This is a genomic window from Methyloversatilis universalis EHg5 (assembly GCF_000378945.1).
GTDB lineage: Bacteria > Pseudomonadota > Gammaproteobacteria > Burkholderiales > Rhodocyclaceae > Methyloversatilis > Methyloversatilis universalis_A.
In genome coordinates this window covers 2,041,079-2,064,958 of record NZ_KB900539.1, presented here as the reverse complement: position 1 = coordinate 2,064,958, position 23,880 = coordinate 2,041,079, and the positions used below count along the sequence as shown (strand labels likewise).

Sequence of the window (23,880 nt, the reverse complement as noted above, 5' to 3'; positions counted from 1 at the left end):
CAGAAGTAATGGATCAGAGGTCTTGACGGGAAAACCGCCGGACTCCGCCTCCCGACGCCATCCTGCAAGCGTTCACAACCCTCAGGGCCTGTACGGCTGTATGCCTCCGCCGACGTAGATCTGGGTCACCGAACCGTCGGCGCCGGTCGAATAGCGCACCGACGCGTTGGCCGGAATGTCGGTCACCTTGGCGGCACGGCGTACGTTGCCGCGGCCGTCGTCGATGAAGATGACGGTCCGGGCATTCACCCGATAGCGCTTGCCGCCGATCGACACTGCGCCGGTGGCGCTATCGACCGGACCTGCAATACCCTGTTCTTCATACAGCGAAGGATTGGCGATCGGCGACAGCGGTTCCGCCGCCAGCGCCGGCCAGGCGGCCAACAGGCAGGCCGTGAAGAGTCCAGGATTCTTCATTGTGTGTTCCATCAGTCCCTGACAATTTCTTTCCACGATACCCGGCCGGAGCGCAGGCCGTCTGACACGATGCGCGTATGCGCGGTGCCGTCCGAACCGCCGACGACCTGCTGCTTGCCAATCTGCAGCGGACTGCCCGGAAGGCTGTCGGTGCTGTAACCGCTGCCCACCGTTTTGCGGCTGGTGCCGTCGCCGTTGGACAGATTGACCTGGTCGCCCGAATCGACGCTGCCGTCGCGGTTGAAATCGAATACGTCGAATTCCTGCCGCCCGCCGGTGAAGGGATTGACGCCCATCACCCACCCTCGCCCGCCCGGTACGCACGGATCGCTGCTCGGAATGAGCGAATTGACGAACAGCGTACTGCTCGCCAGCACCGGCGGATGGATGATGCGTTCGCCTTCGGCACCCGAGACCGGTGAGGTCAGATCGATGTACCAGCCGCGCTTGGTGCCCATGGCGGCACCGCCGGAACTGTCTCCGGGCTTGGACACGACCCGGTAGGAATCACCGGCGCCGGTCGGGCTTTCCTGCAGGATGAGGCGCTGGGCCAGATCGCTGCGGCTGGCAATCGCGCTGCCGGTGTCATTGAGGCCGTACCAGGTCTGGGTCGCGGTGGTCGACAGATCGGCGGTGGACAGATAGCGCCCGGTACCGAAGAACACCCACAGTTTGCGGTCCTTGGGATTGAAACCGACGCTGACGCCACCGGTGATCGGCTGCACCACGCCGCCGCTGCTGGTGGCGGAGAACAGCGGTGCCGGGGCGGCGGCGGTGCCGTAAGCCACTTTCCATTGCGCCGCCGTAGTGGCGCTCAGGTCGAACTTCCAGAGGTTGCCGAGCAGATCGCCGGCGTAGAAATAATCCATGTCGCCGTCCCGGTCGACGTCCACCCCTTCGGCCACCGCCATCCCGTTCGGCGTGGTGGATGATCCGCGCAGCGTGTCGATGCGCGCGATCAGCGCTCCAGTGGCCAGATTGATCACGAACAGTTCGGCGCGCTCGTTGCCGCTGTTGTAACCATTGCCGACGATGGCGGCCCAGTTGCCGTCATTCAGCCGGGCGATCACCGGCGGGCCGACGATCTGGCCTAGGCTGGCATGTGAAAACTCCCACATGATCTTGTTGGTCGCGAAACTGTCCGGATTGGTCACGTCCAGCGCGTACAGGCTCTTGCCGCCGCGGCCCTGGGCGCCGACCAGCAGCGTGCGCCAGGCGCCATTGACATAGGCCTCGGCCACCACCGGCGTGCCATCGTTGATGAATTTGTGAGCGTAGTCGCGGCTGGTCAGCGTTTTCATCGTGGCCAGCGCAGCGCTGGGTACGAAGGCGAAGCGCTCGTTGCCGCTGCGTGCATCGAAACCGTGCAGCATGCCGTCGTTCGCGGCCACATAGACCATTTCGCGGCGCGAGGCGACCGCGGTGCGATGGGTCTGATAAGTGTCGGCACCGGTCCAGCTGAAGCGGTCAAGGCGCAGGTCTGTGACCGGACCGACATAGACCGGGGACGAATTGACGATGTCACCGAGGATGGATGCGCGGTTGCGCAAGGTGCCGCCGTTGCGCAGTTCGCCGGAGGTGTCGCCCCGCAGGTAGGACAGCGTGGCGGAGCTGCCCAGCGTGGTCTGCTGGGCAGCGGTCAGATTGGCCCACTGGAAGGGAATGCCGGCGGTACCCGACCAGGTGTAGATGGCGCGGCTGGCCGCAACCGGAATCCGCTCGCCCGCCTTCCAGCTCGGCGTGGTGGCCAGCGTTCCGTCGCTATTGAAGCGGGTGGCCCACAGATCGCCGGTCCAGTCGTTGCCGACGAAGCGCGCCTGGAACAGCAGGGTGTTGGTACTGATCGACGTGCTGGTTGCCGCCACCGCCCCATTGGATGCGACCCGCTCGCCGATGTCGGCCAGCATGGACGAAAGACCGTCGACGAATTCGGTCGGATCGTTCGCGTTGACGAAGGCGCCGCGTCCGTTCAGCGAGGCATGCCAGAGATCGTCCAGCTTGGCCGGCGAACTGGCGGTCGGGTCCGGCCAGCTTTTGGTGCCCGCGGTGAGTGCGGCCAGATCAGTGTCCGGGTTCAGTGTGCCCTGGGTGCCGAGCGACAGGCCGAAAGTCACCATGTGCTGCCAGTTTGCGCTGTCCTTCGGCGAGGTGGGTACGTTGTTGGCGATGCCGGTACGCAGGTCGCGCTTGTAGTAGTACATCGCGACGTCGGCCAGCGTGTTGCTGTAAGTGTCACGATATGGGCGCGCAGCGGTGCCGTCAGCGTTCTGGTCGGCCGGCAGCACGAACACGTCACCCCAGTAGCCGTCAGTGGTCAGGATGGTGAAGGACTGGCGGCAGGCCAGCGGCTGGGCGTACGCACTGTCTCGCCACGGATCGTCGGTACCGCTCTTGGTTTCGTAGTAGTTGCCGGCCCAGGCCAGTGCGGTGCGCAAGGGCGTTCCGAGCGCCGGCACCGGCGTATTGAACAGCCGGTCGAACCAGGTCGAACGGTTGGTGCCGGTGAAGGTGCCGGTCGTCGGAATGAGCAGTTCTCCATTGCCGTTGATGGTCCTGAAACCGACCCGGTAATTGGTGCCCAGCTGACCGAAAGCGATGGAGGCCCCTGCCCTCGCCGCCAGCGTACGGCTGCGGTAGTAGCTGAACCAGTTGGCGAAGTTCTGGGTTTCCTGCGTCACGTTCCGGGTCGTGCCGTTCGGCCAGGCGAAACTGGTGATCTCGACTTCCGCAGCGGTGACCGGATCTCTCTTGTAGGCGCGCGTTCCGCGAATCTGGTACTTGACGTAGTTGGCGGCACTCAGGCGTGAGCCGGTGCCTTTGTAGACGAAATAGGTGATGGGCTGAAAGATCTGGTTGCAGGGCGGGATGCAGGCGTAGCTGGCGCTGTTCTGGTCGGTATTCGAGGTATTGGTGAACCAGAAGGCCGCCTGGGTCGCCGCGGCGGTCAGATTCAGCGTACCCCGGGTCGCATCGGCCGGATTGTAGGGGGCGGCCGTCGGCGACACGTCGCCGAACGATTCTCCGGTCGCGCGTATCCACGGCTTGTAGGTGTTCTGCGGATTGTAGAAAACCTGATTATTGGCCGACGAGCGCCCGTAGAAATTGTGGATGTTGTTGTCCTGGAAGGTCGGCACCTGCGAGGTGTAGACCCCCGCGCCATAGAGCAGCCCGGGAACCGGAAACAGGTAGTAGGAGTAATAGAGGTTTTCATCCGGCATCACCTCCCACTGCATCGAGCCGGAATCGTCCAGCAGGAACATGATGTTGGGTGCCACAGCGGTGCCGACCATGATGGGCGAATCGGATATATCGACCACCGCCCGGGCCGGCAGCACACACGCGGTGAGCTGGATGAGCAAGATTGCAAGCAGGCGCTTGTACATGGCGGACCTCAGGGGCGATAGGTTGTCTGCAGCAGCACCGTCGGCCGGCCGGCAACTTGCGCGCTGCGCGCGGTAATGCGGTAGCGCGGCTTGAGACAGTCAGACGTGATGGTGGTCACGGTGTCGCAGTCCGGCGTCGACGGCCACATTCCGAGATCCTCGATGATGTACTGCGGCGTTCCAGCGGCCCGGGCCCGGGTACCGGCATCGGCCGCCGCCCACCAGACCGTTGCACCTGCCCACACGGTCGCGCTGTTTTCCCAGCGGTTCTCGAAGCCGCTGCCGGACGGATTGGGTTTGCCGAACAGTCCGGTGATGCTGCCGTCGAAAGGCCCGGCCGTGCCCGAACTGAGCAGCGTTTCGGCTTCGCGCAGGGCGGACTCCGCAGCCTGAAAGGCGATCGCGCGGTCGTACAGGTTGGCGCTCATGCGCTCCTGCATGCCGGTGCCGCGCATGCTGGCCAGACCGAGCAGCGTAACCGCGATCAGCAGCATCAGGGCCACCACCAGCGTGACGCCCCGCTGGCGCTTCGGAGCGTGCCTGATCATGACATGCGGTTCCGCAGCGTGACCACGTGGGTCATGGTACGTCTCACCCGGTCGGTCACCGCGGCCGGGCGGTCCGGCTCCTCGATCTGCAGCCGGATGCGCACACCGGTGACCGCATTCCAGTTGGTGACCGACGCTGCCGCCACATAGGCAGTGGTGCCCTCGAGCAGATAGTCCAGCTGCAGGTCGATCACGCCTTCAAGTACCTCCTCCGCCACCAGCGTCAGCGTGCCGGCATTGTTCTGCGGCGCCACCCGGAACAGCGAACGGGCCGTGGTGCCGCTGCGACCGGTGTTCCCTACATACCAGGCCAGCGATTCGAGCTTCATCAGTACCGCATTGGCTTCGAAGCGGTAGGTCTGTCCGTTCGTGCTGCAATCGGGCGGATCGGCAAAGCCGAGGCCGCGACTGCAGTTGCCCGGTGTGCCGCCGGTGTCGTGCGACACCGTCGTGGCGTTTGCTGCCGACACCTGGAACAGGCTGGCCTGGCTGAAGTTGCAGGCAATGGCCAGATCGCCCGCCGCCAGCACGTCATTGCCCGGACTGAGGGTGAAGGTGCGGGTGCCGGTATCGTGCGCGGCCACCGTCTGCGGCTGGCTGCCGCTGCGCATCACGTGCAGCGCGGCGGTACCACTCACCCGCTGGCCGGCAGCGCTGCCGATGGGCGCACCGGAAAACACCTCGGTACCACCGTAACCACGCACGCCGCCATTCCACTGGGTCCACCAGAGCGAGGTCGGGTTGTTGAGCACATTGACGAACTGCAGCGCACCGCCACAGGAATTGAGACCGGCCTCGCGCACGTCGCGAGCGAGCAGTTCGAAGGCCATGCGCGCCGACTCCTGGATCCGCGAAAGCCCTTCTGTGGTGTCATAGGTCTGACGATTGCCGAGCATGAGACCGATGGCCGCGGCCGTGATGAACAGGCCGATGGCCAGCGCGATCATCAGTTCGACCAGCGTGCTGCCGGCCTGCCCCGGCCGCCTCACAGCCGCGCCTCGATCGAGAAGGTCTGATTGGTCAGGCCTCCGCGTACCCGGCTGTCGTCCCAGCGCACCCTGATGACGCAGGTCGCGGTCGCGCCGGCGGTACAGGTGACGCCACCGCACGCCGACGAGCCCATGCTGGTCTGCAGCTCGGTCAACCAGGCGGCCAGCTGGGTCGCCGGAAAAGTGCTCCCGGACGGCGTGGCGCAGGCGTTGTTCACCAGCGCAAGGTTGTAGCTGCCGGCACGTGCGGCAGTGGCGTCGGCCCGCAGACGGTCGATCATGGTGTACGCGGCGAGCACTGCTGCGCTGCGTTCATAGGAACTCTGGTTGGAACGCAGCGATGCCATCTGCAGGCCGGCCATGCCGAGAAGGCCAATGGCCAGCACGAATACCGCCACCATGACCTCGATCAGCGAAATGCCTGCCTGTGTGCGCTGCATCGCCATCAGCTGTCTCCCGGCACAGTGCAGGTTGCAGCGGTCATGCGGCTGACGCTGAGCCGGCTGCCGCCACCTATCCGGACATCTCTTGCGTTCTGCTGCATCGAAGTCGACGGCTCGCAGATGCGCAGGGTGGCGGTCTGCAGCGTGGTCTGGCCCGCCGCCCTCGCCAGCCCGTCCGGTCTGAATACGATGCGATTGCCCGCACCGGCAAAGCCTGCACTGGGGGTAATCCGCAACTGGGTACCGTTGAACACGTGGGCACGCACCATCACTTCTTCCGGATTGGTGGCGGCATTCGGGTTGTAGCTGCCGCTGTCGTCGGCATCGACGAAAACCATCCAGCCGGCCCAGCTGTCGCTGCCCGCCACGCAGCCACCGGCAGCGTTCACCTGGCCGGAAGCCACCGAAGCGCGGCACAGCACCGTACGGCGATTCAGACGGATGGCCTCGGTACGCGCCTGACCAAGGCCAGCAAGCAGTTCGTTGGCTTCGCTGGAGAGCCGGTTGAGCGAAATCAGTGACTGGAAGGACGGAACGGCAAAAGCCGCGATCACCGACAGGATGGCGACCACGATCATCAGTTCCAGCAGCGAGAAGCCCGCCAAGGTTCGAGGGCCGGTCATGAACAGCGCTTTCAGGGTGGATCAACGGTTTACGGCCGTACCACCTTGCAGCTTGAGCGCCCCCTCGGCTGCCCGGCGGGTGAAATAGTGTGTCGGATCAGGCACTGCGGACATCACTTCCAGCAGGCCGTGACTCCGGCTGCGCTGGCACAGCTGGCCGCACTTCCGCTCGCGCCCTTGGTACCGGCCTGATCCAGCGCAAGCGAACATCCGCATTTCCGGTCATTGCTCTGCTGTCTGCTTTGCGGTGCAGCGGTAATCGCGAACTGCCGGGGTGTGGCGTTGGCGATCACCACGCCAAACGTGTAGAAACCGGCCAGATCGGTCACGCACTGCAATTCGTTCAAATCACGGGTGCCGTTTGCGTTGGCGTCGCCGTCACCGCCGACGTAGGTCAGATTGGTGGTGAAGAAACGCTCGAGCATCTGCCCCTGCTGAGTCAGGCAGGCCGCAGCACTGGCCCGTCTGCTGTCGATGACGTACTGCGTGTAATTGGGATAGGCGATCGCGGACAGGATGCCGATGATGGCGACAACCACCAGCAGTTCGATCAGCGTGAAGCCCTGCTGCAGGCGCGCGGTGCGGGAGTGGTTCATGTGTGCTTTCCGTTACGGTCCGGGATCAGTCCGAAATCAGTTCGCGCCAGGAAATGCGGCCGAAGCGGTCCGGCAGGTTCAGGCGCTCGCGCAGGATACCGAGATCGGATGTATTGACCAACGCATCCGAACGGCCCACGACGCCGCCGGACGAATTGCTTCCGGTGCTGCCGCCGGTCGATCCACCGGTATCGGTGCCGGTGTTGCCCGAATTGCCGGTGCTGCCACCGGTGGTCGTACCGCCGGTGCCCTCGTTGCGCACAAGGATGGGGCTGGACGGCATGGAACCGGTACTGACCGCACTCACATAGTAACGACTGGACGTTTCACCCGAGGTGATCGTGACCTGCGCACGGTTGGCGAACAGATCGGCGCCCAGCCGGCCGCCGGTGTAGGGATTGATACCCATCAGCCAGCCTGAGCCGCCCGGCGTGCAGGGATCGTCCGCCGGGATGGCCGAGGTCGCGAACAGCGCACCACCGAAGGCCTGTACGCCGTAGATCATGCGCTCGCCGGCTGCGGTACGCGATTCGGGCAGCAGATCCAGATACCAGCCCTTGCGGATGTAGGCGCCATCGGCGTCAGTCACGGCCTGCCCGCCCACGTCGTCGCCCGGTGCCGAAATGACCCGCACGCTCACCGTGGTCGCGGTATCGCCAGTGCCGGTGGTCTGGGTCGTTTCCTTGATCACCCGACGTTCGGCGAGATTGGTCCGTCCGACCACGGGGCTGGTCGCAGCACCCGTCAGATAGTTGTCATACATGCCGTACCAGGACTGGACGGCGTGACTGGTACGGTCGGTGGTGCTCAGGAACTGGCCGGTGCCGAAGGACACCCAGCGCACACCGGTAGACGGATCCAGCATCACCTCGACGCGCGAAGTGATCGGCTGCGGCGTACCGGCAGAATCCACTGCGCGGAACAGCGGCAGCGGGCTGGCGGCGGTACCGAACGATGCCTTCCACTCGGACGGCACCGAGGACGTCATGTCGAACCGCCACAGATTGCCGCGCAGATCACCGGCATATACATAATCGACGTCGCCGTCGTCGTCGTCGTCCCAGGTCGTGATCTCGGCCAGCCCGTTGCTCAGGCAGGGCGAATCGGTGGTCGCGCAGGCGCCGGTATCTATGGTCGAAATCAGGGCGCCGGTCAGCGCGTTGATCACGAACAGATAACCCTTGTACTGGTCACTGTTGTAACCGTTGCCGACGATGACCGCCCATACGCCGTTGTTCATTCGCGCCACCACCGGCCGGCCGGTGAAGCGGCCAAAGTCGCTGTGCGAGAACTCCCACTTCACCCGCGCCCCGGCCGCTCCGCTGGCCGGCACCGTCGGATCGCTCACGTCGAGCGCATAAAGCTGACGCCCGCCCCGACCGGTGGAGCTGAACAGCAGGCTGCGCCAGACACCGGCGCTGCCGCTGGCGTCGTATACATCGGCCACATTGATGGAGCCGTCGTTGATGAACTGGTGGCTGTAGTTGGGCTGCGTCAGCGTATTCATCTGCGCCAGCGCCGACGACGGCACGTAGGCGAACACTTCGGCACCGGTATTGGCATTGAAGCCATGCGTCATGCCGTCATTGGCGTTCACGTACAGCATGGGCGTACGGTTGGCGCGCAGGGAGCGGAAATCCTGATAGGTCGAGGCGCCGTCCCAGGAGTAGCGCTCGTACCCGAAATTGTCCGGTGCACCGACGAACACCGGCGACGAATGCACGATGTCACCAATCAGCAGATTGCGGTTGCGGAAAGTGCCGCCTTCGGCAGCCTCGCCGGTACGCACGCCCCTCAGATAATCGAGCACCGCACTGCTGTTGCCGAGCGCGGCCTTCTGCGTGTCACTCAGGTTGCTCCAGGTGAAATCGACCGCAGTCGTACCGTTGCGGGTGTAGATATTGCGCGCCGACGGCCCCGGAATCTGTTCCGATGCCTTCCAGTTTGCGGTGCTCGCAATATTGCCATCGGAGCCGACCTGGAAAGCCCAAATGTCACCAGTCCACACCTCGCTGGTGAAGCGGGCCTGGTATACGCGGCTGCCCTGGCGCAGCTGGGCGGACGATACGCCGAGGTTGGACGACGACGCGGTGCGGGCAACGATGGTGTCGAGCGCCGCCTTCAGACCACTGGCGAATTCGGTCGGATCCGCCGCACTGACGAAGCGCCCGCGGCCGTTCACGGTGGCGTGCCAGAGATCATCGAGCTTCGCAGTATCGTTGGTGGTGGGATCAGGCCACGACTTCGTGCCCGCGGTCAGCGCCGGAAGATCGGTCGCCGGATCCAGCGTGCCCTTCAGGCCGAAAGCCACGGCGAAGGTATTCATGTGCTGGCGGTTGTTCGGGTCTTCGCCGCTGGTGGGCACCTTGTCCGGGATTGTGGACTGCAGATCGGTGTCGTAATAATGCATCGCGATATCGGCCAGCGTCAGCGAATAGGTGTCGGCGTAGGGCCGACCCTTGCTGCGGTCCGCGTTGCCGATCGCGCTGTTGACCGCCGTGATGTCTCTGTCACTGGTCGAGTTGTAGTACCCGTCCGTGGTCATGATGGTGAAGGCTTGACGGCAGCCGAGCGGAGCACCGGCCACGTCCGGTCCCCACGGAGCCGACGTCTTGAAATACTCACCCGCATCCAGCAGCGATTTGCGCAGCGGTGTCAACCCCGAAGGCGACGCTGCGAACAGCTTGTCGAAGAAGTTGGTGCGGTTGGTGTCGGAAAAGGTGCCGGTGGTTGGAATGCTGAGCCAGCCGGAAGTGCCATTGATGGTGCGGAAACCCACGCGGTAATTCTGCCCCAGCGTCGAGAAGGCCGAGCTCACCCCGCCCTTGGCCGAATTCATCCGGGTCCGGCCATAGGTGTACCAGTTCGCGAAGTTGCGCGTCTCCTGATCCACGGTACGAGTGATGCCATTGGACCAGGTCAGGCTGGAGACCGTCACTTCGGTACCGTCCGCAAGGTCTTTCCGGTAGGCGGTCGTGCCCTGGATGCGATAGCGGTAGTAATTGGCACGCGAGTAGATGGAACCCGTACCCTTGTGCACGAAATAGGTGATCGGCCAGAAGGTCATCGAACAGTTGTCCGCACCGCCTGCGCAGGCATTGTTGCGGGTAATCGCCGACGAACTGAATGAGAAGGTGGTGACCGAGGTGTTCTTGCGCCACTTGAAGCTGCGACTGATCTGGCTGGTCAGGTCGACCAGCGTGGTCGATCCGGGTGCGGCCGGTGCCGCGGTCGGCGTCGACGCCGGATAGGCGGTGCCGTCGGCCTTGGTCCAAGGTTTGTAAGTGACGGTGGGGTCGTAGTACACCCGGTTCAGCCAGGCCGAGCGCCCCGCCACGTTCAGGATGTTCAGATCGTCATAGTCCGGCACCACTTCGTTGGTATCGGACGCCGGCTTCAGCACGAAGTCGATCGAGAATTCGTTGAAGAAGTCATCGGGCAGGGTTTCCGACGCCATCGACCCGGAATTGTCCAGAATCATCAGCACGTTCGGTGCAGCGGTGACGTTCAGCACCAGAGGCTGATTCGATATGTCGGTCGCCGCCTGCACCGGCAGCGTTGTCGAGAATGCCACGAGCAGCGCGGCATGCAGCCGGCGGCGGGCACTGCCTGCGAATTTGCGTGTGTGCGTCATGCTGGTGTGCTCCGAAATGATCAGGGCCGGAAGCTGGTCTGAAGAACCACGTTGGGCAGGCCATCGACCGGCGGGATGCGGGCGGTCACCCGGTAGCGCGGTCCACGGCAGCTGGTTTCGTTGCGGCGGCCGCAGCCGGTGCCGTCTTCCGATTCGCCCATGTACTCGATGATGTATTCCGGCCGGCGGTTGGTGCCGCCCAGACGCGCTTTCATCGAACTGTCCACGCTGTTCCACCAGGTCGAGGCAGCAGCCCACTGCGTGGTGCCATCCTTCCAGCGTTCGACGAAGGTGACTTCGGGCGCACCGGTGGGCGAGGTCGCGCCCTCTGCCGGCGTGCTCTGGGTGGCTGACGGACCGGGTATCGCACATGAGGGCGGCACGCCATTGGGCGGGCAGTACAGCCCGCTCGCATTGGTTACGGCGGTGTTGATGGTGATCGTGCCCTCCGCCTCGCGCAGCGCCGACTCGACCGCCTGAAAAGCCAGGCTGCGATCATAGAGGTTGGCGCCCATGCGTTCCTGCATGCTGGTACTGCGTATGCTGGACAGGCCGAGCAGCGTCATCACCACCAGCAGCACCAGGGCGATCAGCAGCGTGGCGCCGCGCTGCCGGCTGAAGTGCGGGAAATGTTGGGCTTTCATGGCACCCGGTTCCTCAGATTGACCATGTGGATGAGCGTGCGGGTAAGCCGGTTTGTCGCCGCACCAGATGTGGTGCCGCTTTCCGGCGACTCGATCACCAGCTGTATCTCGACGCCGGTCACCAGTTCCCAGTTAGGAATCGAGGTGATCTGGTTGGCCGTCAGGTACTGCGTTCCAAGCACATAGGTCACCTGCATGTCGCGCACGCCTTCGACCACCTCTTCCACCACCGGAGCAGCAGTGCCAGTGCCATTGCCGCGCACGCTGATGCGGTAGAGGGAGGTTGGGCTGCTCTGCGTGCCGGTACGCCCGTTGTTGCCGACGAACCACGCGACCGGCTCGAAGCGCATGACCGACGAACCGGGTACGAAGGCCCGCACCGGTGCTGCGGCACAACTGCTGCCGAAGCCCATCTTGATGCCGCAGTTGCCGGGCGAACCGGTGTTTGCCGCGTGTGCGACCGAATTCGATGCCGCATCGATGGCCGACACCTGGAAAATCGTCGTGTCCTCGTAGTCGCACACCACCAGCAGATCGCCCGGCGCAAAGGCATGCGCCTGGCCATTCGGGCGCTCCAGCGCGATCGAGGTTGCCGGGACGCTCAGGCTGCCGATGGTGGCCGACGCGGCAGTCGAGTTATGGGCCCGCACCGGCAACGCATCCGATGCACCGCGCATGATCTGTATCACGTCGGTATTGTTTACGCGCTGCCCCACTGCAGTACCGATGGCGACCGCACCGGCGGCATCGGTGTCATTGAATCCGCGCAGGCCGCCGGTCCAGTCAGACCACCAGCGGGTGGTCGGCGTGTTCAGCAGATTCATCACCCGCACGCCACCGCTGCAGGCATTGATGCCGGCGGACCGCAGATCGCGCGACATCAGGTCGAAGGCGACACGGGTGGTTTCCTGCACCCGCGCCAGCGACTCGGTGGTCCGATAGGCCTGGCGGTTGCCCATCACGACAGAAATGGCGCCGACCGATATCACCAGTCCAAGCGCCAGTGCGACCAGCACTTCGACCAGCGACACGCCGGTCTGGCTGCGAACGGTACGCTTCATATCCGCACGTCCACTTCAAAGGTTTGCGAAGCGCCGCCGTTGGCCACCCGGCTGTCGTCCCAGCGCAAGGTGATGCGGCAGGCCGCCGGCGTTCCGGCGCAGTTGATGGCGCCGCAGGCGCCGCTGCCGGCCAGGTTCTGGTTCAGTTCGCCCAGCCATCTCTGGATATCCGTCGACACCCGGTCGGTGCCGGAGGGCGCGGTGCATGCACCGGTCGGCATGGTGCGGTTATAGCTGCCGCTGCGTGCTGCGGCCTGGTTGCTGCGCATGCGCTCGGCAATCGAATTGGCGGAAATGACCACCGCGTTGCGCTCGAACGCACTCTGGTTGGCTTTCATCGCCATGGTCTGCATGCCGGCGATGCCGAGCATGCCGAACGCCAGCACGAACAGCGCCACCAGTACCTCGATCAGCGAAACGCCCTGTTGCGTATCGCGCCCGCACTCGGTCCGCCCTGTCCTCATATCGTGCTCTCCGTCGATGACGTCGCCGGCTCGGGCACGACGCCGCAGTTGCTGATCGTCGCCCGCGTGACCGCCACCCGGCTGCCGGACTGCAGAGCCACCATGCGTGCGTTCTCGCCGGCCAGTACGCCACTGCTGTCGCACACCGTAATCTGGGCTGCCTGCAATGCCACGGCATCCACGGCCCTGGCCAGCCCGTCCGGTCTGAACACGATGCGGTTGCCGGCAGTGCCCAGGCCGGCGTCCGACGCAAATACCAACCCGTTCGCGGTAATCGTCTGCGTGCGCAGAATGGTTTCGCCGACGTCGTAAGCGCCGTCCGAATCGTTGTCCACGAACACCGCCCAGCCCTGCCAGGGCGCACCGTCCGCGGTGGTCACGCAGCCGGAGGTTGAGGTGAGACCCGCTGTGGCGACCCGGCACAGGATGACGCGCCGCTGGATGCGCACCGCTTCGGAGCGGGCCAGGTTGAGGCCGGCCAGCATTTCATTCGACTCAGCGGTCAGACGGTTCGACGCGATGAAACCCTGGAATGACGGCATGGCCATCGCGGCGAGGATGGCGAGCAGCGCAACCACGATGAGCAGTTCGATCAGCGAAAAGCCCTGCTGTGAGGTCCTAGCGTCTGTCATGGAAGTGAACGCGGTTCAGGGAATTATGTAAATCGAGGTTAAATCAATGCCCGTTCAATCTCGACCCATGCAGGACGAACGGCGGGCATCAGCCGGCGGACGGCAGCTGCAACCGGGCAGGGCGTGAATTCCGTCACGCCCGCTGTCGCAGTGCCCGAAGCACGCCTGCCTCCTGCACAATGAAGGTTCTTACTTTCATTCACCCGGTCGCTTCATGTCGTCGTCCACGCCCGCCCCCACGCACCGCCCGGTCGAACACCCGCTGCGCTACAAGCTGAACAACGAGGTGCACGCCCGGCCGCCGGTTCCGGTCAGCCATCCGCAACTGGTGTCCTATGTCGCGCTGATGCACGACGGTCTGAGCGAGGACGACGAACTGCGCCACCTGCAAGCGCTGGCCGACGCCTACGCGCGCCCGCTGCCGCAGTCCGACGGCGGGCACCTGCAGCTGGACGTGGGCGACTTCCGGCTCAAGTGGGAGCGCCACAACGAGTTCTCGAGCTACGCCTTCTTCCGCGCGCCGGCTGCAGACGAGGACTGCAGTCGTGGTGCGCTGGCCGCTGTACCCACCGTCTGGTTCGACGCCCTGCCCGGTCAGCTCATGGTGGCTACGCACATCGAACTGCGTTCGACCGCCGACCTGCCGCCGCGCGTGGTGATGGACCGTCTGGTCGCCAGCGGTCGCCAGGCGGTCGGTGCCCAGGTGTCCGACGGCGCAGCGTGGGTCTTCACCGACTTCGTGCTGACCGACGGCTGGTCGCGCTACACGGTGCTGGACGAGCGGCTCACGCCGCGTCAGGCCGGCCGTACCGTGCAGCGCCTGCTCGAAATCGAGACTTACCGCGTAATCGCCCTGCTCGCCTTCCCCGTAGCCAAGGACGTCGGCCGCCTGCTCGGCCGCGCCGAAGGCGAACTGGCCAACCTGATGGACGGCATGGGCAATGCATCGAGCGCCGAGGACGAGCGCAGCGTGCTGTCACACCTGACCCGCCTGGCCGCCGAAGTCGAACATTCGGTGGCGCGCACCACCTACCGCTTCGGCGCGGCCCAGGCCTATTACCGCCTGGTACGCAGTCGCATCGCCGAACTGCGCGAGCAGCGCATCGAAGGCTTTCCGACCATGGGTGAATTCATGGACCGGCGACTCACGCCAGCAATCTCGACCTGCGAGGCGATCGCCCGCCGACAGGAAGACCTGTCCGGCCGTGTGGCCCGTAATTCGCAGCTGCTGCGCACCCGGGTGGACATCGAACTGCAGCGGCAGAACCAGGAACTGCTGGCGCAGATGAACCGCCGCGCCAAACTGCAGCTGCGGCTGCAGGAAACGGTGGAAGGCCTGTCCATCGTCGCAATCACCTACTACGCTTCGCAACTGGTGCAGTACCTGGCCAAGGGCGCCAAGTACGCGCTGCCGCTGAATCCGGAAATACTGACGGCGGTGTCCATCCCGCTTATCGCCGGCCTGGCAGCGCTCGGCCTGCGCAGGATGCGGCACAAGCTGGCAGCGGAAGAAGGCGCCCACTGACGCGTGTAGGACGGCGCCGACAGCGACCCGGCGCTTCGCCTGTCATGATCCGCATCCAGAAGGGGAGTAGCTCCACGCCGCCTGTCGTCATTACGAAGCATCAGCTTCCGGCATGCGGGTCCGCACAATGCGGATGAGCAAGACCTTTGCCGTGACGGCAAGGTCGACTCCGGACAAAGGAAGGCCTTGTGTGCGCGCGGACACAAGGCCTTTTTTCTTTGATCCGACGGAGATTCGATCTGATGGAAACCGTTGCAACCGGCTGGATGTGGGCGGCCTTTTCGGCCGTCGTTCTGGGCATGCTGTTCATCGACCTCTTCCTGGTCGGCGGCGGCAAGAAACATGTGGTGAGCTTTCGCGAGGCCGGCGTCTGGTCCCTCATCTGGGTCAGCGTGGCCATGCTGTTTGCCACCTTCCTGTGGTGGACGCTGGACGGTCAGCTGGGTCGCGAAGCCGCCAATGAACGCACGCTTGAATTCATTACCGGCTACCTGATCGAGAAATCGCTGGCGGTCGATAACGTATTCGTGTGGCTGATGCTGTTCAGCTACTTCGCCATCCCGGCGGAGCTGCAGAAGCGGGTGCTCATCTACGGCGTGATCGGTGCCATCGTGATGCGGGCCGGCATGATTTTCGGCGGTGCCTGGCTGATCGAGCGCTTCCACTGGGTGCTCTACCTGTTCGGCGCCTTCCTGCTGGTGACCGGCATCAAGATGGCGTGGTTCGCCGATCACGCGCCTGATCTGGAAAAGAACCCGGTGCTGCGCTGGCTGCGCGGTCACATGAAAGTGACGCCGGAGCTTGAGGGCGAGCGCTTCTTCGTGCTGCGTGACGGTGTGCGCTACGCCACCCCGCTGTTCCTGGTGCTGGTGCTGGTTGAACTGTCGGACGTGGTGTTCGCGGTGGATTCGATTCCGGCCATCTTCGCCATCACCACCGACCCCTTCATCGTGCTCACGTCGAACGTGTTCGCGATACTGGGCCTGCGTGCGATGTACTTCCTGCTGTCCGGCATGGCTGACCGCTTCTCGCTGCTGAAATACGGTCTGGCCGCGGTGCTCGTCTTCATCGGCAGCAAGATGCTGCTGATCGATCTGGTGAAGATTCCGATCTGGCTGTCGCTGCTGGTGGTGGCTGCGCTGATCGGTGGCTCGGTGTGGCTGTCGCTGCGCAGAACAGCGCGTGCGGAGCACCCGGCGCCCAGGGGCTGATCTGAATGCGCGGCGGGCCCGAGCGGGCCTGCCGCAGCGGCCTCAGTCCAGTTCGCGCAGCCGCGCGAACGCTTCTTCGATGCGCTCGACCGGAATGACGGTAAGACCGTCGATCGCCTGTTTGGGCGCATTCGCCTTCGGGATCAGCGCGTGGGTGAAACCGAGCTTGGCGGCTTCCTTCAGTCTTTCCTGTCCGCGCGGTGCCGGACGGATTTCCCCGGCCAGACCGACTTCGCCGAAGGCCACCAGCTTGGCCGGCAGCGGCCGGTTCTTCAGCGAGGACACGATGGCCAGCAGCACCGCCAGATCACCGGCCGGCTCGCCGATCTTCACCCCGCCCACCGCATTGACGAACACGTCCTGATCGGCGCATGTCACGCCGGCGTGCCGGTGCAGCACCGCCAGCAGCATGGCCAGCCGCGCCGAATCCAGACCGACGGTGAGCCGGCGCGGATTACCGTGGGCGCTGTCGACCAGCGCCTGTATTTCCACCAGCAGCGGGCGTGTGCCTTCCTGAGTCACCAGCACGCAGGCACCGGGCACCGGCTGCGCATGCTGCGACAGGAACAGCGCCGACGGGTTGGACACGCCGCGCAGACCGCGCTCGGTCATCGCGAACACGCCCAGTTCATTGACCGCGCCGTAGCGGTTCTTGAATGCGCGCACCAGACGGAAGCTGGAGCCGGTTTCGCCCTCGAAATACAGCACGGTATCGACGATGTGTTCCAGCACACGCGGCCCGGCCAGCGTGCCTTCCTTGGTCACGTGGCCGACCAGGATGAGGCTGTGCCCGGCCTGCTTGGCGGCTCGCGTGAGCTGGGCCGCGCATTCGCGCACCTGGGCGACCGAACCGGGCGCCGAGGTGAGCTGTTCGGAATAGACGGTCTGGATGGAATCGATCACCACCACGCGCGGTCGCGTGTCGTTCAGCGCGGCACCGATCTTTTCCAGATTGATTTCGGCCAGCAGCTGCAGCCCGGCTGGGTCGAGCGCCAAACGCTGCGCGCGCAGCGCCACCTGTTCGCCCGATTCCTCGCCGGTGACGTAGAGCGCCGGTACCCGCGGCGCGAGCTGGGCCAGTGCCTGCAGCAGCAGCGTCGACTTGCCGATGCCCGGGTCGCCGCCTATGAGTACCACCCCGCCGGGCACCAGACCGCCGCCGAGCACGCGGTCAAATTCGTCCAGCCCGGTCGGCAGGCGCGGTTCCTCGCGCGGCCGGATGTCGGCCAGCGACTGCACCTTGGCGGTCCCGGCCAGCGAAGCGAAACGGTGGCCGCCACCGCCCTGCTCCGGCACGGTTTCGACCAGCGAATTCCAGGCCTTGCAGTCGGCGCACTGGCCAGCCCACTTCGGGCTGACCGCGCCGCACTCGTTGCAGACGTACTGGGTTTTCGCCTTCGCCACGTCAGCGTGCCAGAGCGACTGCCGGCTGCGGCTCGGCTTCGGACAGGTCGGCCACGCCCACCTCGACCGCCGGCACCCGCAGTGCCAGCGCGCACACCAGCTCGTAATTGACGGTGCCAGCGCGCTGCGCGACCTCGTCCAGCGACACGTGTTCGCCCCACAGTTCGACCACGCTGCCCAGGCCGGCCTGCGGAATATCGGTCAGGTCCACCGCGATCATGTCCATCGATACCCGGCCGACCAGCCGGCTGCGTACGCCATCCACCGCCACCGGCGTGCCGCTGGGCGCGTGCCGCGGATAACCGTCGGCATAACCGCAGGCCACGGTGCCGATGCGCATCGAGCGCTCGGCGGCGAACAGGCCGCCGTAGCCAACCCGGTCACCCGGCTGCAGCTGCTGCACCGCGATGACCCGGGCCTCGAAACGCATGACCGGCTTCAGACCGATGTCAGAGGCGGTCATGTGTGCGGTCGCCGGGCTGGCGCCGTACAGCAGGATGCCAGGCCGCACCCAGTCCGCATGAGTCTGCGGAAAGCGCAGCAGCGCGGCCGAATTGGCCATCGATACCGGGCCGTCGAACTGCGCGGCCAGCGGCGCGAAGCGCGCCAGCTGCGATTCCACGCCGCGCTCGCCGTCGGCGTCGGCGAAATGCGTCATCAGCCCGATCTGTCCGGCGTGCGGCCAGGCGCGCAATCGGGCCAGCGCAGCCGGCACCTGGGCCGGCGTAATGCCCAGCCGGTTCATGCCGGTATTCACTTTCAGGAACAGCGGTATGCGCGCGCCAGCCGGCAACTGCGCGGATTCCAGCCAGTCGAGCTGTTCCGCGGTGTGCACTACGGTCGAGAGATGGCGAGCCGCGATTTCCGGCAGGTCACGCGCACTGAAGAAACCTTCGAGCAGCAGGATGGGCTGGCTGATGCCGGCTTCACGCAGGCGGACCGCGTCTTCCAGATCGAGCAGCGCGAAGCCATCGGCCAGCGTGGCCAGTCCGCGCGCGATGCGCATGATGCCGTGACCGTAGGCATTGGCCTTGATCACTGCCCACATCTTCGCGCCACCGGCCAGATCGCGGGTGCGCAGGTAGTTGTGGCGCAGCGCATCGAAATCGATGCGTGCGTGGATGGGACGGAACAGCGGAAAGGATTCGGTGAAGGACGGGCGCGACATGAAGGGGCTTCGGGGGAACTGCTGGCTGCGAAGCCCCGGATTGTACTATCTGGGCTGCGACAGCCGCTCCGCGGCGAACTGTCCGAACTGTTTCGCCATGTAGGTACGGAAGCGTTCGGACGGGTACAGCAGCGTCATGTGCCGGATCAGCCGCGGCCGCAGCGGCACCGCGACCAGCAGGCCCAGACTGGTTTCATGACGAATGGCTGCTCGCGACAGGATGGCGTACGCCAGGCCACGCTCCAGTACACCTTTCACCGATGACAGCCGGTCCAGTTCGAACGCCAGCGGCAGCTTGGCCGGGTCGACGCCGCCGCGCGAAAGGTAGTTCTCCAGCAGAGCTCGCACGCTGCCGGCGTCGCGACCTGCACAGGGGTGCTGCAGCAGGTGTTCCGGCGTCACTTCCTTGTGCTGGGCCAGCGGGAAATCCGGCGAACACACCATCACCAGTTCGTCCTCGGCGCAGTGCTCCACCATCACCTGCGAACCACCGCGCCCCAGACCTTCGACGATACCGATGTCGAGCACCCGCTCGTCCACCATGTCCTCGATCACGTCCGGGTTATCGACCGTGAGCCGCGGTACCACGTTCGGATGCGCGATGCGGAATTCGGCCAGCACCGGCGGCAAGTGATACTCGGCCACGGTAGGCGTGGCACCGATCAGCAGGTGGCCGCGCAGGTCGGTGGCCATGGCCTGCAGTTCGTTCTCCAGGCTGGCGAACAGGTCGAGGATGCGCGTGGCGTAATCCTTCACCCTGTCGCCTTCGGGCGTCAGCGATACGCGGCCGTGGGCGCGCTCGAACAGGCGGGTGCCGAAATGCTCTTCCAGCTGCTTGATCTGGAAAGTGACCGCGGGCTGGGTCATCTGCAGCAGTTCGGCCGCGCGCGTGAACGACAGCTGGCTTGCCGCTGCGTGAAACACCTCCAGCCTCCGGTCGGGCATTTTTCCCTCTTTATAAGTGACACCTGCCCTCGTGGTTATAGACCAAGTCGGGCTTCAACGGTGAACGAAAATGCGGCGAGTCTAAGCCGCATTCCGCGTGTTTTCGCATGCTGCGGCGCGACAAGATACGCTTTGTCAAAGCCCGTCGGGCGCCTGACGGGGCGTCACGGGGTTCGTGGTATAAAAGCGGACTTTTTTCGCCCGGCCGGCTTGCAGCTCCGGCCGCAGACGTTCGATGCCTTTCGGCTTCTACATCATCATGGCGGCGCAGTTCTTCTCCGCGCTCGCCGACAATGCCCTGCTGGTCGTCGCCATCTACGTGCTGAAGGACATGCAGGCTCCGGGCTGGCAGATTCCGCTGCTCAAGCTGTTCTTCACGATTTCCTACGTGGTGCTGGCGGCCTTCGTCGGCGCTTTCGCCGATTCCATGCCCAAGCGGCGGGTCATGTTCATCAGCAACCTGATCAAGGTAGGCGGCTGTGCGCTGATGTTCGGCTGGGCTCATCCGCTGCTGGCCTACGCAGTGGTCGGGTTGGGTGCCGCTGCCTACTCGCCCGCGAAGTACGGCATTCTGACCGAATATCTGCCGCACAGGCTGCTGGTGGTGGCCAATGGCTGGATCGAAGGCCTGACTGTCGGCGCCATCATTCTCGGCGTGCTGATGGGCGGCCTGCTGATCGACCCGGCTATCAGCGCCCGCCTGCTGGCCATCGACCTGCCTGTGCTCGATACCGGCCTGGACACCACGGTGGAAGTCAGTCTGGTTATCGTCGGCGGGCTGTACGCGCTGGCTGCGCTGTTCAACCTCTACATTCCCGACACCGGCGTTCCGCTCCGGCCGATGAAAACCCGCCCGGGCGTGGTGCTGTCCGATTTCGGCCGCTGCTTCACCGGTCTGTGGAAAGACAAGCTGGGGCAGATTTCGCTGGCGGTGACCACGCTGTTCTGGGGGGCCGGTGCGACGCTGCAGTTCATCGTGATCGACTGGGCCGACCGTGCGTTGGGCATGGGCCTGTCCCAGGCATCCAAGCTTCAGGGCGTGGTCGCGGTCGGTATCGCGATCGGCGCCATCATGGCGGCACGCCGCATTTCACTGCGGGCGTCGGTGCGGGTGATTCCGCTGGGCATCGCGATGGGGGTGCTGGTGCCGCTGATGGTGCTGGTGGGCAATCTGTGGCTGGCGGTGCCGCTGCTGGTGCTGATCGGCGCCTGTGCCGGCTTCTTCGTGGTGCCGATGAATGCGCTGCTGCAGCACCGAGGCCACATGCTGATGGGTGCCGGCAATTCGATCGCGGTGCAGAACTTCAACGAGAACCTGTCCATCCTCATCATGACCGGTCTGTACGCGGCACTGCTGGCGGCCGGTCTGTCGGTCTATGCGGTGATGGTCATGTTCGGCCTGTTCGTCGCCGGCACGATGTGGCTGGTGCGACGCTGGCACCTGGCCAACCAGCGCCGGCATGACGACGTCGCCCAGCTGGACGACGGCGCCATCCACTGATCAGCCGCGCGGCACCCAGGCGCCGTCGTCACGGCGGCAGGCGGTGCCCTTCGTGCTGTCACTGCGGCCATTCGCTTCGCCGCGCAGCGTGTAACTGCGGCAGCTGCTGCCCTTGGTCTTGCCCGGAATGACGGTGTAGGTCACGCCGTCGGACACCCATTTCACCTGCCGGCCGCCTTCAGCCAGCTCCAGCGCATGGCCTATGCAGGCGCGGTCGGTTTCATCCAGATCGCGCCCGATCTTGGCACCGATCAGCGCGCCGATGGCTGAACCGAGCACGATGGCCACCGTGCGGTTGTCACCGTCGCTCACCGCCGAACCGGCCAGTCCGCCCACCACACCGCCCAGCGCCGCCCCAACCGCTTCGCGGTTGCAGCGCCCGGCCCGTATGCCGAAGTCGTCCTGCCATGTGCGGCCGGTGTAACCGACGTAGTACGGATCGTTTTTTTTGCGCCAGCCGTGCGCCGGCGCGTGTGCGGGTGGGTCGGCCAGCAGCGGGGCCGACATCGCAGCCAGACTGGCGGCGATCACCAGCTTCTTGACGAAATTCAACTCGGGACTCCGGAACAGGGACGCGCGATGCTAGCGCCGGTCACCGGCGCCCGCTGTCAGACGATGCTGGCACGCGCAAAGCACAGATCTTCCCATGCCTTGGCCTTGTCCTGCGGGTTGCGCAGCAGATAGGCCGGGTGATAGGTCACCACCACCGGAATACCATTGCGGTCGAACAGACGGCCGCGCGCCGCGGCGATCTTCACCTCGCCGCCGAGCAGGGTCTGCGCCGCCGGCCGGCCGAGCGCGACGATGATGCGCGGCTGTATTAGCGCGATCTGGCGTTCCAGATAGGGCTGGCAGGTCGCCATTTCATCGGCTTCAGGCGTACGGTTGCCAGGCGGGCGGCACTTGACCGCGTTGGCGATATAGACGTTCTGACCGCGTTTCAATCCGATCGCCGCCAGCATGGCATCCAGCAGCTTGCCGGCCTGACCGACGAAAGGCTCGCCGCGCTGGTCCTCTTCCGCACCCGGGCCTTCGCCAACGATCAGCCAGTCCGCCTCTCGATCACCCACGCCGGGTACCGCCTGGGTACGCCGTTCGCACAGCACGCAGGCCCGGCAGTCGCGGATCTGCCGTTCCAGTGCCTCCCAGCCCAGTCCGGATACGTCGGGCACCGCCTGTACGGGTGCCGCAGGCGCAGCCGCAGCAGATACAGCGGCCGGTCTTGGCCGGGCAGCCGTGACGGCGGGGCGTAAATCCGGCGCGGCGGGCTGTGCCGGTGCCGGCGGAGATTCCGCCGGCTGCCCGACCACGGGCGCCTCGGCGTGTTCGGCCGGATTAGCCGACGCGCGCAGCCGCCACAGCGGCGCCAGCCCCATTTCCCGCAGCAGCGACGTGTGGCGGCTCATTTCAGCCACTCCGCATCGATGTCGGCACTCATCACGATGGCGTCCTCGCGGCCGTCCAGCGCCGGATAGTAGGCCGGACGGCGCCCGATCGCCAGAAAGCCGGCCCGCTGGTACATCGCACGACCAGCCTCGTTGCTCGGTCGCACTTCGAGAAACATGCGGGCCGCGCCGTGGCCGGCGGCCTCACGTCCGAGATGACCGAGCAGCCGCCAGCCCAGTCCGCGCCGCTGAAACGCCCCGGCCACGCTGATGTTCAGCAGATGAGCTTCATCGAGCACGCACATCATGACCGCGTAGCCGGCCAGTGCCCTGCCCTGCCACAGCACCCGGCACAGATAGCCCGCAGCCAGAGAATCGGAAAAATTGGTGCGGGTCCAGGGAAAGTCGAACAGCGTGCGTTCGATGCGCGCCACCTCATCCAGATCCTGCTCGCGCATCGGCGCGAACGCAGTCACCGCCGTCGTGGCCAGGCCGGCATCGGTCACGCGCGGCCTCCCGCGGCCAGCCTTTCGGCGGTGGTCTGGGCCACCTTGTCGCGGACGTAAAGCGGCGCCGCCAGCGCGGCATCCACCGTGCGCCCGGCGTCAAGCATGCGGGCACCGAGCCGCGCCACGTCACGCGCATGCGGTGCGGCCGATGCATCGACTGCGGCCAGGGCCTGCAGCCAGGGCAGCGCCTGTGCATCGGGCAGTGCAAAGCCGCTGCCGCAGGCCTGCCAGGCCGACAGTTCTCCCGGTGGTGGCGGCAGTGCGCCCGGAGCGCCGACCCGCGCCTCGCCGCGTACGATCACCGTGCCGCCGCTCACCTCGCAGGCTTGGCTGTAAACCTCGCTCATGCGTGCGTCCATGCAGCACAGGTGCAGACCGTCTCCGCGGCCATAAGCCAGCGCCTCCAGCGTCGGTACCGCGATCAGCGGGATGCCGGTGGCTACCGCCAGCCCCTGTGCGACCGACACCGCCAGCCTCAAGCCGGTAAAGCTGCCGGGGCCGGCGCTGAAGGCGATGCCGTCGACGTCGTTCAGTGAGCACCCAGCCTCGGCCAGCAGAGCCTCGACCCAGCCAAGCACGAAGCAGGCGTGGGTACCGGGCGTGCCGCCCTCGCGGTGCAGCAGATGGCCACCGGTCAGCAGGGCGACCGAGGCGGTTTCGGCGGATGTTTCGAGCGCAAGCAGCTTCATGCGGCGGAAAGATGGCGGTTCAGGCCGGGATTGTAGGGGCTTACGTGATCCGGTGGTTCGGAAGGACACTTCAAGTTCACCGGCGGATGCGCCGTTAGACCGCTCTGTT

General features: G+C 65.4%; 22 protein-coding genes. 3 read left to right on the top strand and 19 right to left on the bottom strand.

What is annotated here, in order from left to right; genetic code table 11:
* Positions 1-81: 81 nt before the first annotated feature.
* From METUNV2_RS0109630 to METUNV2_RS0109575, 12 genes are all read right to left on the bottom strand, one after another.
* Positions 82-417, bottom strand: coding sequence for a hypothetical protein (locus METUNV2_RS0109630; RefSeq protein ID WP_018229262.1), 336 nt, complete (start codon positions 415-417; stop codon positions 82-84).
* An 11-nt stretch (positions 418-428) separates the two neighbouring features.
* Positions 429-3,800, bottom strand: a complete 3,372-nt coding sequence (locus METUNV2_RS0109625; protein WP_018229261.1) for a pilus assembly protein — start codon at positions 3,798-3,800, stop codon at positions 429-431.
* A gap of 8 nt (positions 3,801-3,808) precedes the next feature.
* Positions 3,809-4,348 carry a pilus assembly PilX family protein gene (locus METUNV2_RS0109620; RefSeq protein WP_018229260.1) on the bottom strand — a complete coding sequence of 180 codons (540 nt, stop codon included), beginning with the start codon at positions 4,346-4,348 and terminating at the stop codon, positions 3,809-3,811.
* Positions 4,345-5,337 (bottom strand): prepilin-type N-terminal cleavage/methylation domain-containing protein, encoded by a 993-nt coding sequence (locus METUNV2_RS0109615; RefSeq protein WP_018229259.1) that lies wholly within the window; start codon positions 5,335-5,337, stop codon positions 4,345-4,347. The genes METUNV2_RS0109620 and METUNV2_RS0109615 overlap by 4 nt, the downstream gene beginning before the upstream one ends.
* Positions 5,334-5,783 (bottom strand): type IV pilus modification protein PilV, encoded by a 450-nt coding sequence (gene pilV / locus METUNV2_RS0109610; RefSeq protein WP_018229258.1) that lies wholly within the window; start codon positions 5,781-5,783, stop codon positions 5,334-5,336. The genes METUNV2_RS0109615 and pilV (METUNV2_RS0109610) overlap by 4 nt, the downstream gene beginning before the upstream one ends.
* Entirely contained in the window at positions 5,783-6,403 is a 621-nt protein-coding gene (locus METUNV2_RS0109605; RefSeq protein WP_026188037.1) for a GspH/FimT family pseudopilin, read from the bottom strand. The genes pilV (METUNV2_RS0109610) and METUNV2_RS0109605 overlap by 1 nt, the downstream gene beginning before the upstream one ends.
* Positions 6,404-6,516: 113 nt before the next feature.
* On the bottom strand, positions 6,517-6,999 hold the full coding sequence (locus tag METUNV2_RS0109600; RefSeq protein ID WP_018229256.1) for a type IV pilin protein: 483 nt from the start codon (positions 6,997-6,999) through the stop codon (positions 6,517-6,519).
* Positions 7,000-7,024: 25 nt separating this feature from the next.
* The gene (locus METUNV2_RS0109595; RefSeq protein ID WP_018229255.1) at positions 7,025-10,633 is read right to left on the bottom strand and encodes a pilus assembly protein; all 3,609 of its coding nucleotides are present in this window, start codon (positions 10,631-10,633) and stop codon (positions 7,025-7,027) included.
* Between the two features lie 20 nt (positions 10,634-10,653).
* Positions 10,654-11,277 (bottom strand): pilus assembly PilX family protein, encoded by a 624-nt coding sequence (locus tag METUNV2_RS0109590; RefSeq protein WP_018229254.1) that lies wholly within the window; start codon positions 11,275-11,277, stop codon positions 10,654-10,656.
* Positions 11,274-12,338 (bottom strand): PilW family protein, encoded by a 1,065-nt coding sequence (locus METUNV2_RS0109585; RefSeq protein ID WP_018229253.1) that lies wholly within the window; start codon positions 12,336-12,338, stop codon positions 11,274-11,276. The genes METUNV2_RS0109590 and METUNV2_RS0109585 overlap by 4 nt, the downstream gene beginning before the upstream one ends.
* On the bottom strand, positions 12,335-12,802 hold the full coding sequence (pilV, locus tag METUNV2_RS0109580; protein ID WP_018229252.1) for a type IV pilus modification protein PilV: 468 nt from the start codon (positions 12,800-12,802) through the stop codon (positions 12,335-12,337). The genes METUNV2_RS0109585 and pilV (METUNV2_RS0109580) overlap by 4 nt, the downstream gene beginning before the upstream one ends.
* Positions 12,799-13,434 (bottom strand): GspH/FimT family pseudopilin, encoded by a 636-nt coding sequence (locus tag METUNV2_RS0109575; protein ID WP_018229251.1) that lies wholly within the window; start codon positions 13,432-13,434, stop codon positions 12,799-12,801. The genes pilV (METUNV2_RS0109580) and METUNV2_RS0109575 overlap by 4 nt, the downstream gene beginning before the upstream one ends.
* A gap of 214 nt (positions 13,435-13,648) precedes the next feature.
* Here METUNV2_RS0109575 and METUNV2_RS0109570 point away from each other — a divergent pair, with 214 nt between their 5' ends.
* Together METUNV2_RS0109570 and METUNV2_RS0109565 are read left to right on the top strand one after the other, a co-directional pair.
* Positions 13,649-14,959 (top strand): DUF3422 family protein, encoded by a 1,311-nt coding sequence (locus tag METUNV2_RS0109570; protein ID WP_018229250.1) that lies wholly within the window; start codon positions 13,649-13,651, stop codon positions 14,957-14,959.
* 242 nt (positions 14,960-15,201) lie between these two features.
* Positions 15,202-16,170, top strand: a complete 969-nt coding sequence (locus tag METUNV2_RS0109565; RefSeq protein WP_018229249.1) for a TerC family protein — start codon at positions 15,202-15,204, stop codon at positions 16,168-16,170.
* 42 nt (positions 16,171-16,212) lie between these two features.
* Here METUNV2_RS0109565 and radA read toward each other — a convergent pair whose 3' ends face one another.
* From radA to METUNV2_RS0109550, 3 genes are read right to left on the bottom strand one after another with little or no spacing between them, the layout of a single operon-like run.
* Positions 16,213-17,574: a DNA repair protein RadA gene (gene radA / locus METUNV2_RS0109560; protein ID WP_018229248.1), complete on the bottom strand. Its 1,362-nt coding sequence runs from the start codon at positions 17,572-17,574 to the stop codon at positions 16,213-16,215.
* A gap of 1 nt (position 17,575) precedes the next feature.
* Complete coding sequence (gene alr, locus METUNV2_RS0109555) at positions 17,576-18,742, bottom strand: alanine racemase (protein ID WP_018229247.1); 1,167 nt, start codon at positions 18,740-18,742, stop codon at positions 17,576-17,578.
* A gap of 45 nt (positions 18,743-18,787) precedes the next feature.
* Positions 18,788-19,666, bottom strand: coding sequence for a LysR family transcriptional regulator (locus METUNV2_RS0109550; RefSeq protein ID WP_018229246.1), 879 nt, complete (start codon positions 19,664-19,666; stop codon positions 18,788-18,790).
* Between the two features lie 256 nt (positions 19,667-19,922).
* Here METUNV2_RS0109550 and lplT point away from each other — a divergent pair, with 256 nt between their 5' ends.
* Positions 19,923-21,188 carry a lysophospholipid transporter LplT gene (gene lplT, locus METUNV2_RS0109545; RefSeq protein WP_018229245.1) on the top strand — a complete coding sequence of 422 codons (1,266 nt, stop codon included), beginning with the start codon at positions 19,923-19,925 and terminating at the stop codon, positions 21,186-21,188.
* Here the strand turns inward: lplT and METUNV2_RS0109540 are convergent, their stop codons facing one another.
* Genes METUNV2_RS0109540 through tsaB form a run of 4 tightly spaced genes read right to left on the bottom strand, consistent with a single transcriptional unit; the run spans position 21,189 to position 23,771 of the window.
* Entirely contained in the window at positions 21,189-21,740 is a 552-nt protein-coding gene (locus tag METUNV2_RS0109540) for a glycine zipper 2TM domain-containing protein (protein WP_018229244.1), read from the bottom strand.
* A 56-nt stretch (positions 21,741-21,796) separates the two neighbouring features.
* Positions 21,797-22,594: a uracil-DNA glycosylase gene (locus tag METUNV2_RS0109535; RefSeq protein ID WP_018229243.1), complete on the bottom strand. Its 798-nt coding sequence runs from the start codon at positions 22,592-22,594 to the stop codon at positions 21,797-21,799.
* A complete protein-coding gene (gene rimI / locus METUNV2_RS0109530) occupies positions 22,591-23,079 on the bottom strand; it encodes a ribosomal protein S18-alanine N-acetyltransferase (RefSeq protein WP_018229242.1) in 489 nt (162 codons plus the stop codon). Before rimI ends, METUNV2_RS0109535 begins: the two co-directional genes overlap by 4 nt.
* A complete protein-coding gene (tsaB, locus tag METUNV2_RS0109525; RefSeq protein WP_018229241.1) occupies positions 23,076-23,771 on the bottom strand; it encodes a tRNA (adenosine(37)-N6)-threonylcarbamoyltransferase complex dimerization subunit type 1 TsaB in 696 nt (231 codons plus the stop codon). Before tsaB ends, rimI begins: the two co-directional genes overlap by 4 nt.
* Positions 23,772-23,880: the final 109 nt, after the last annotated feature.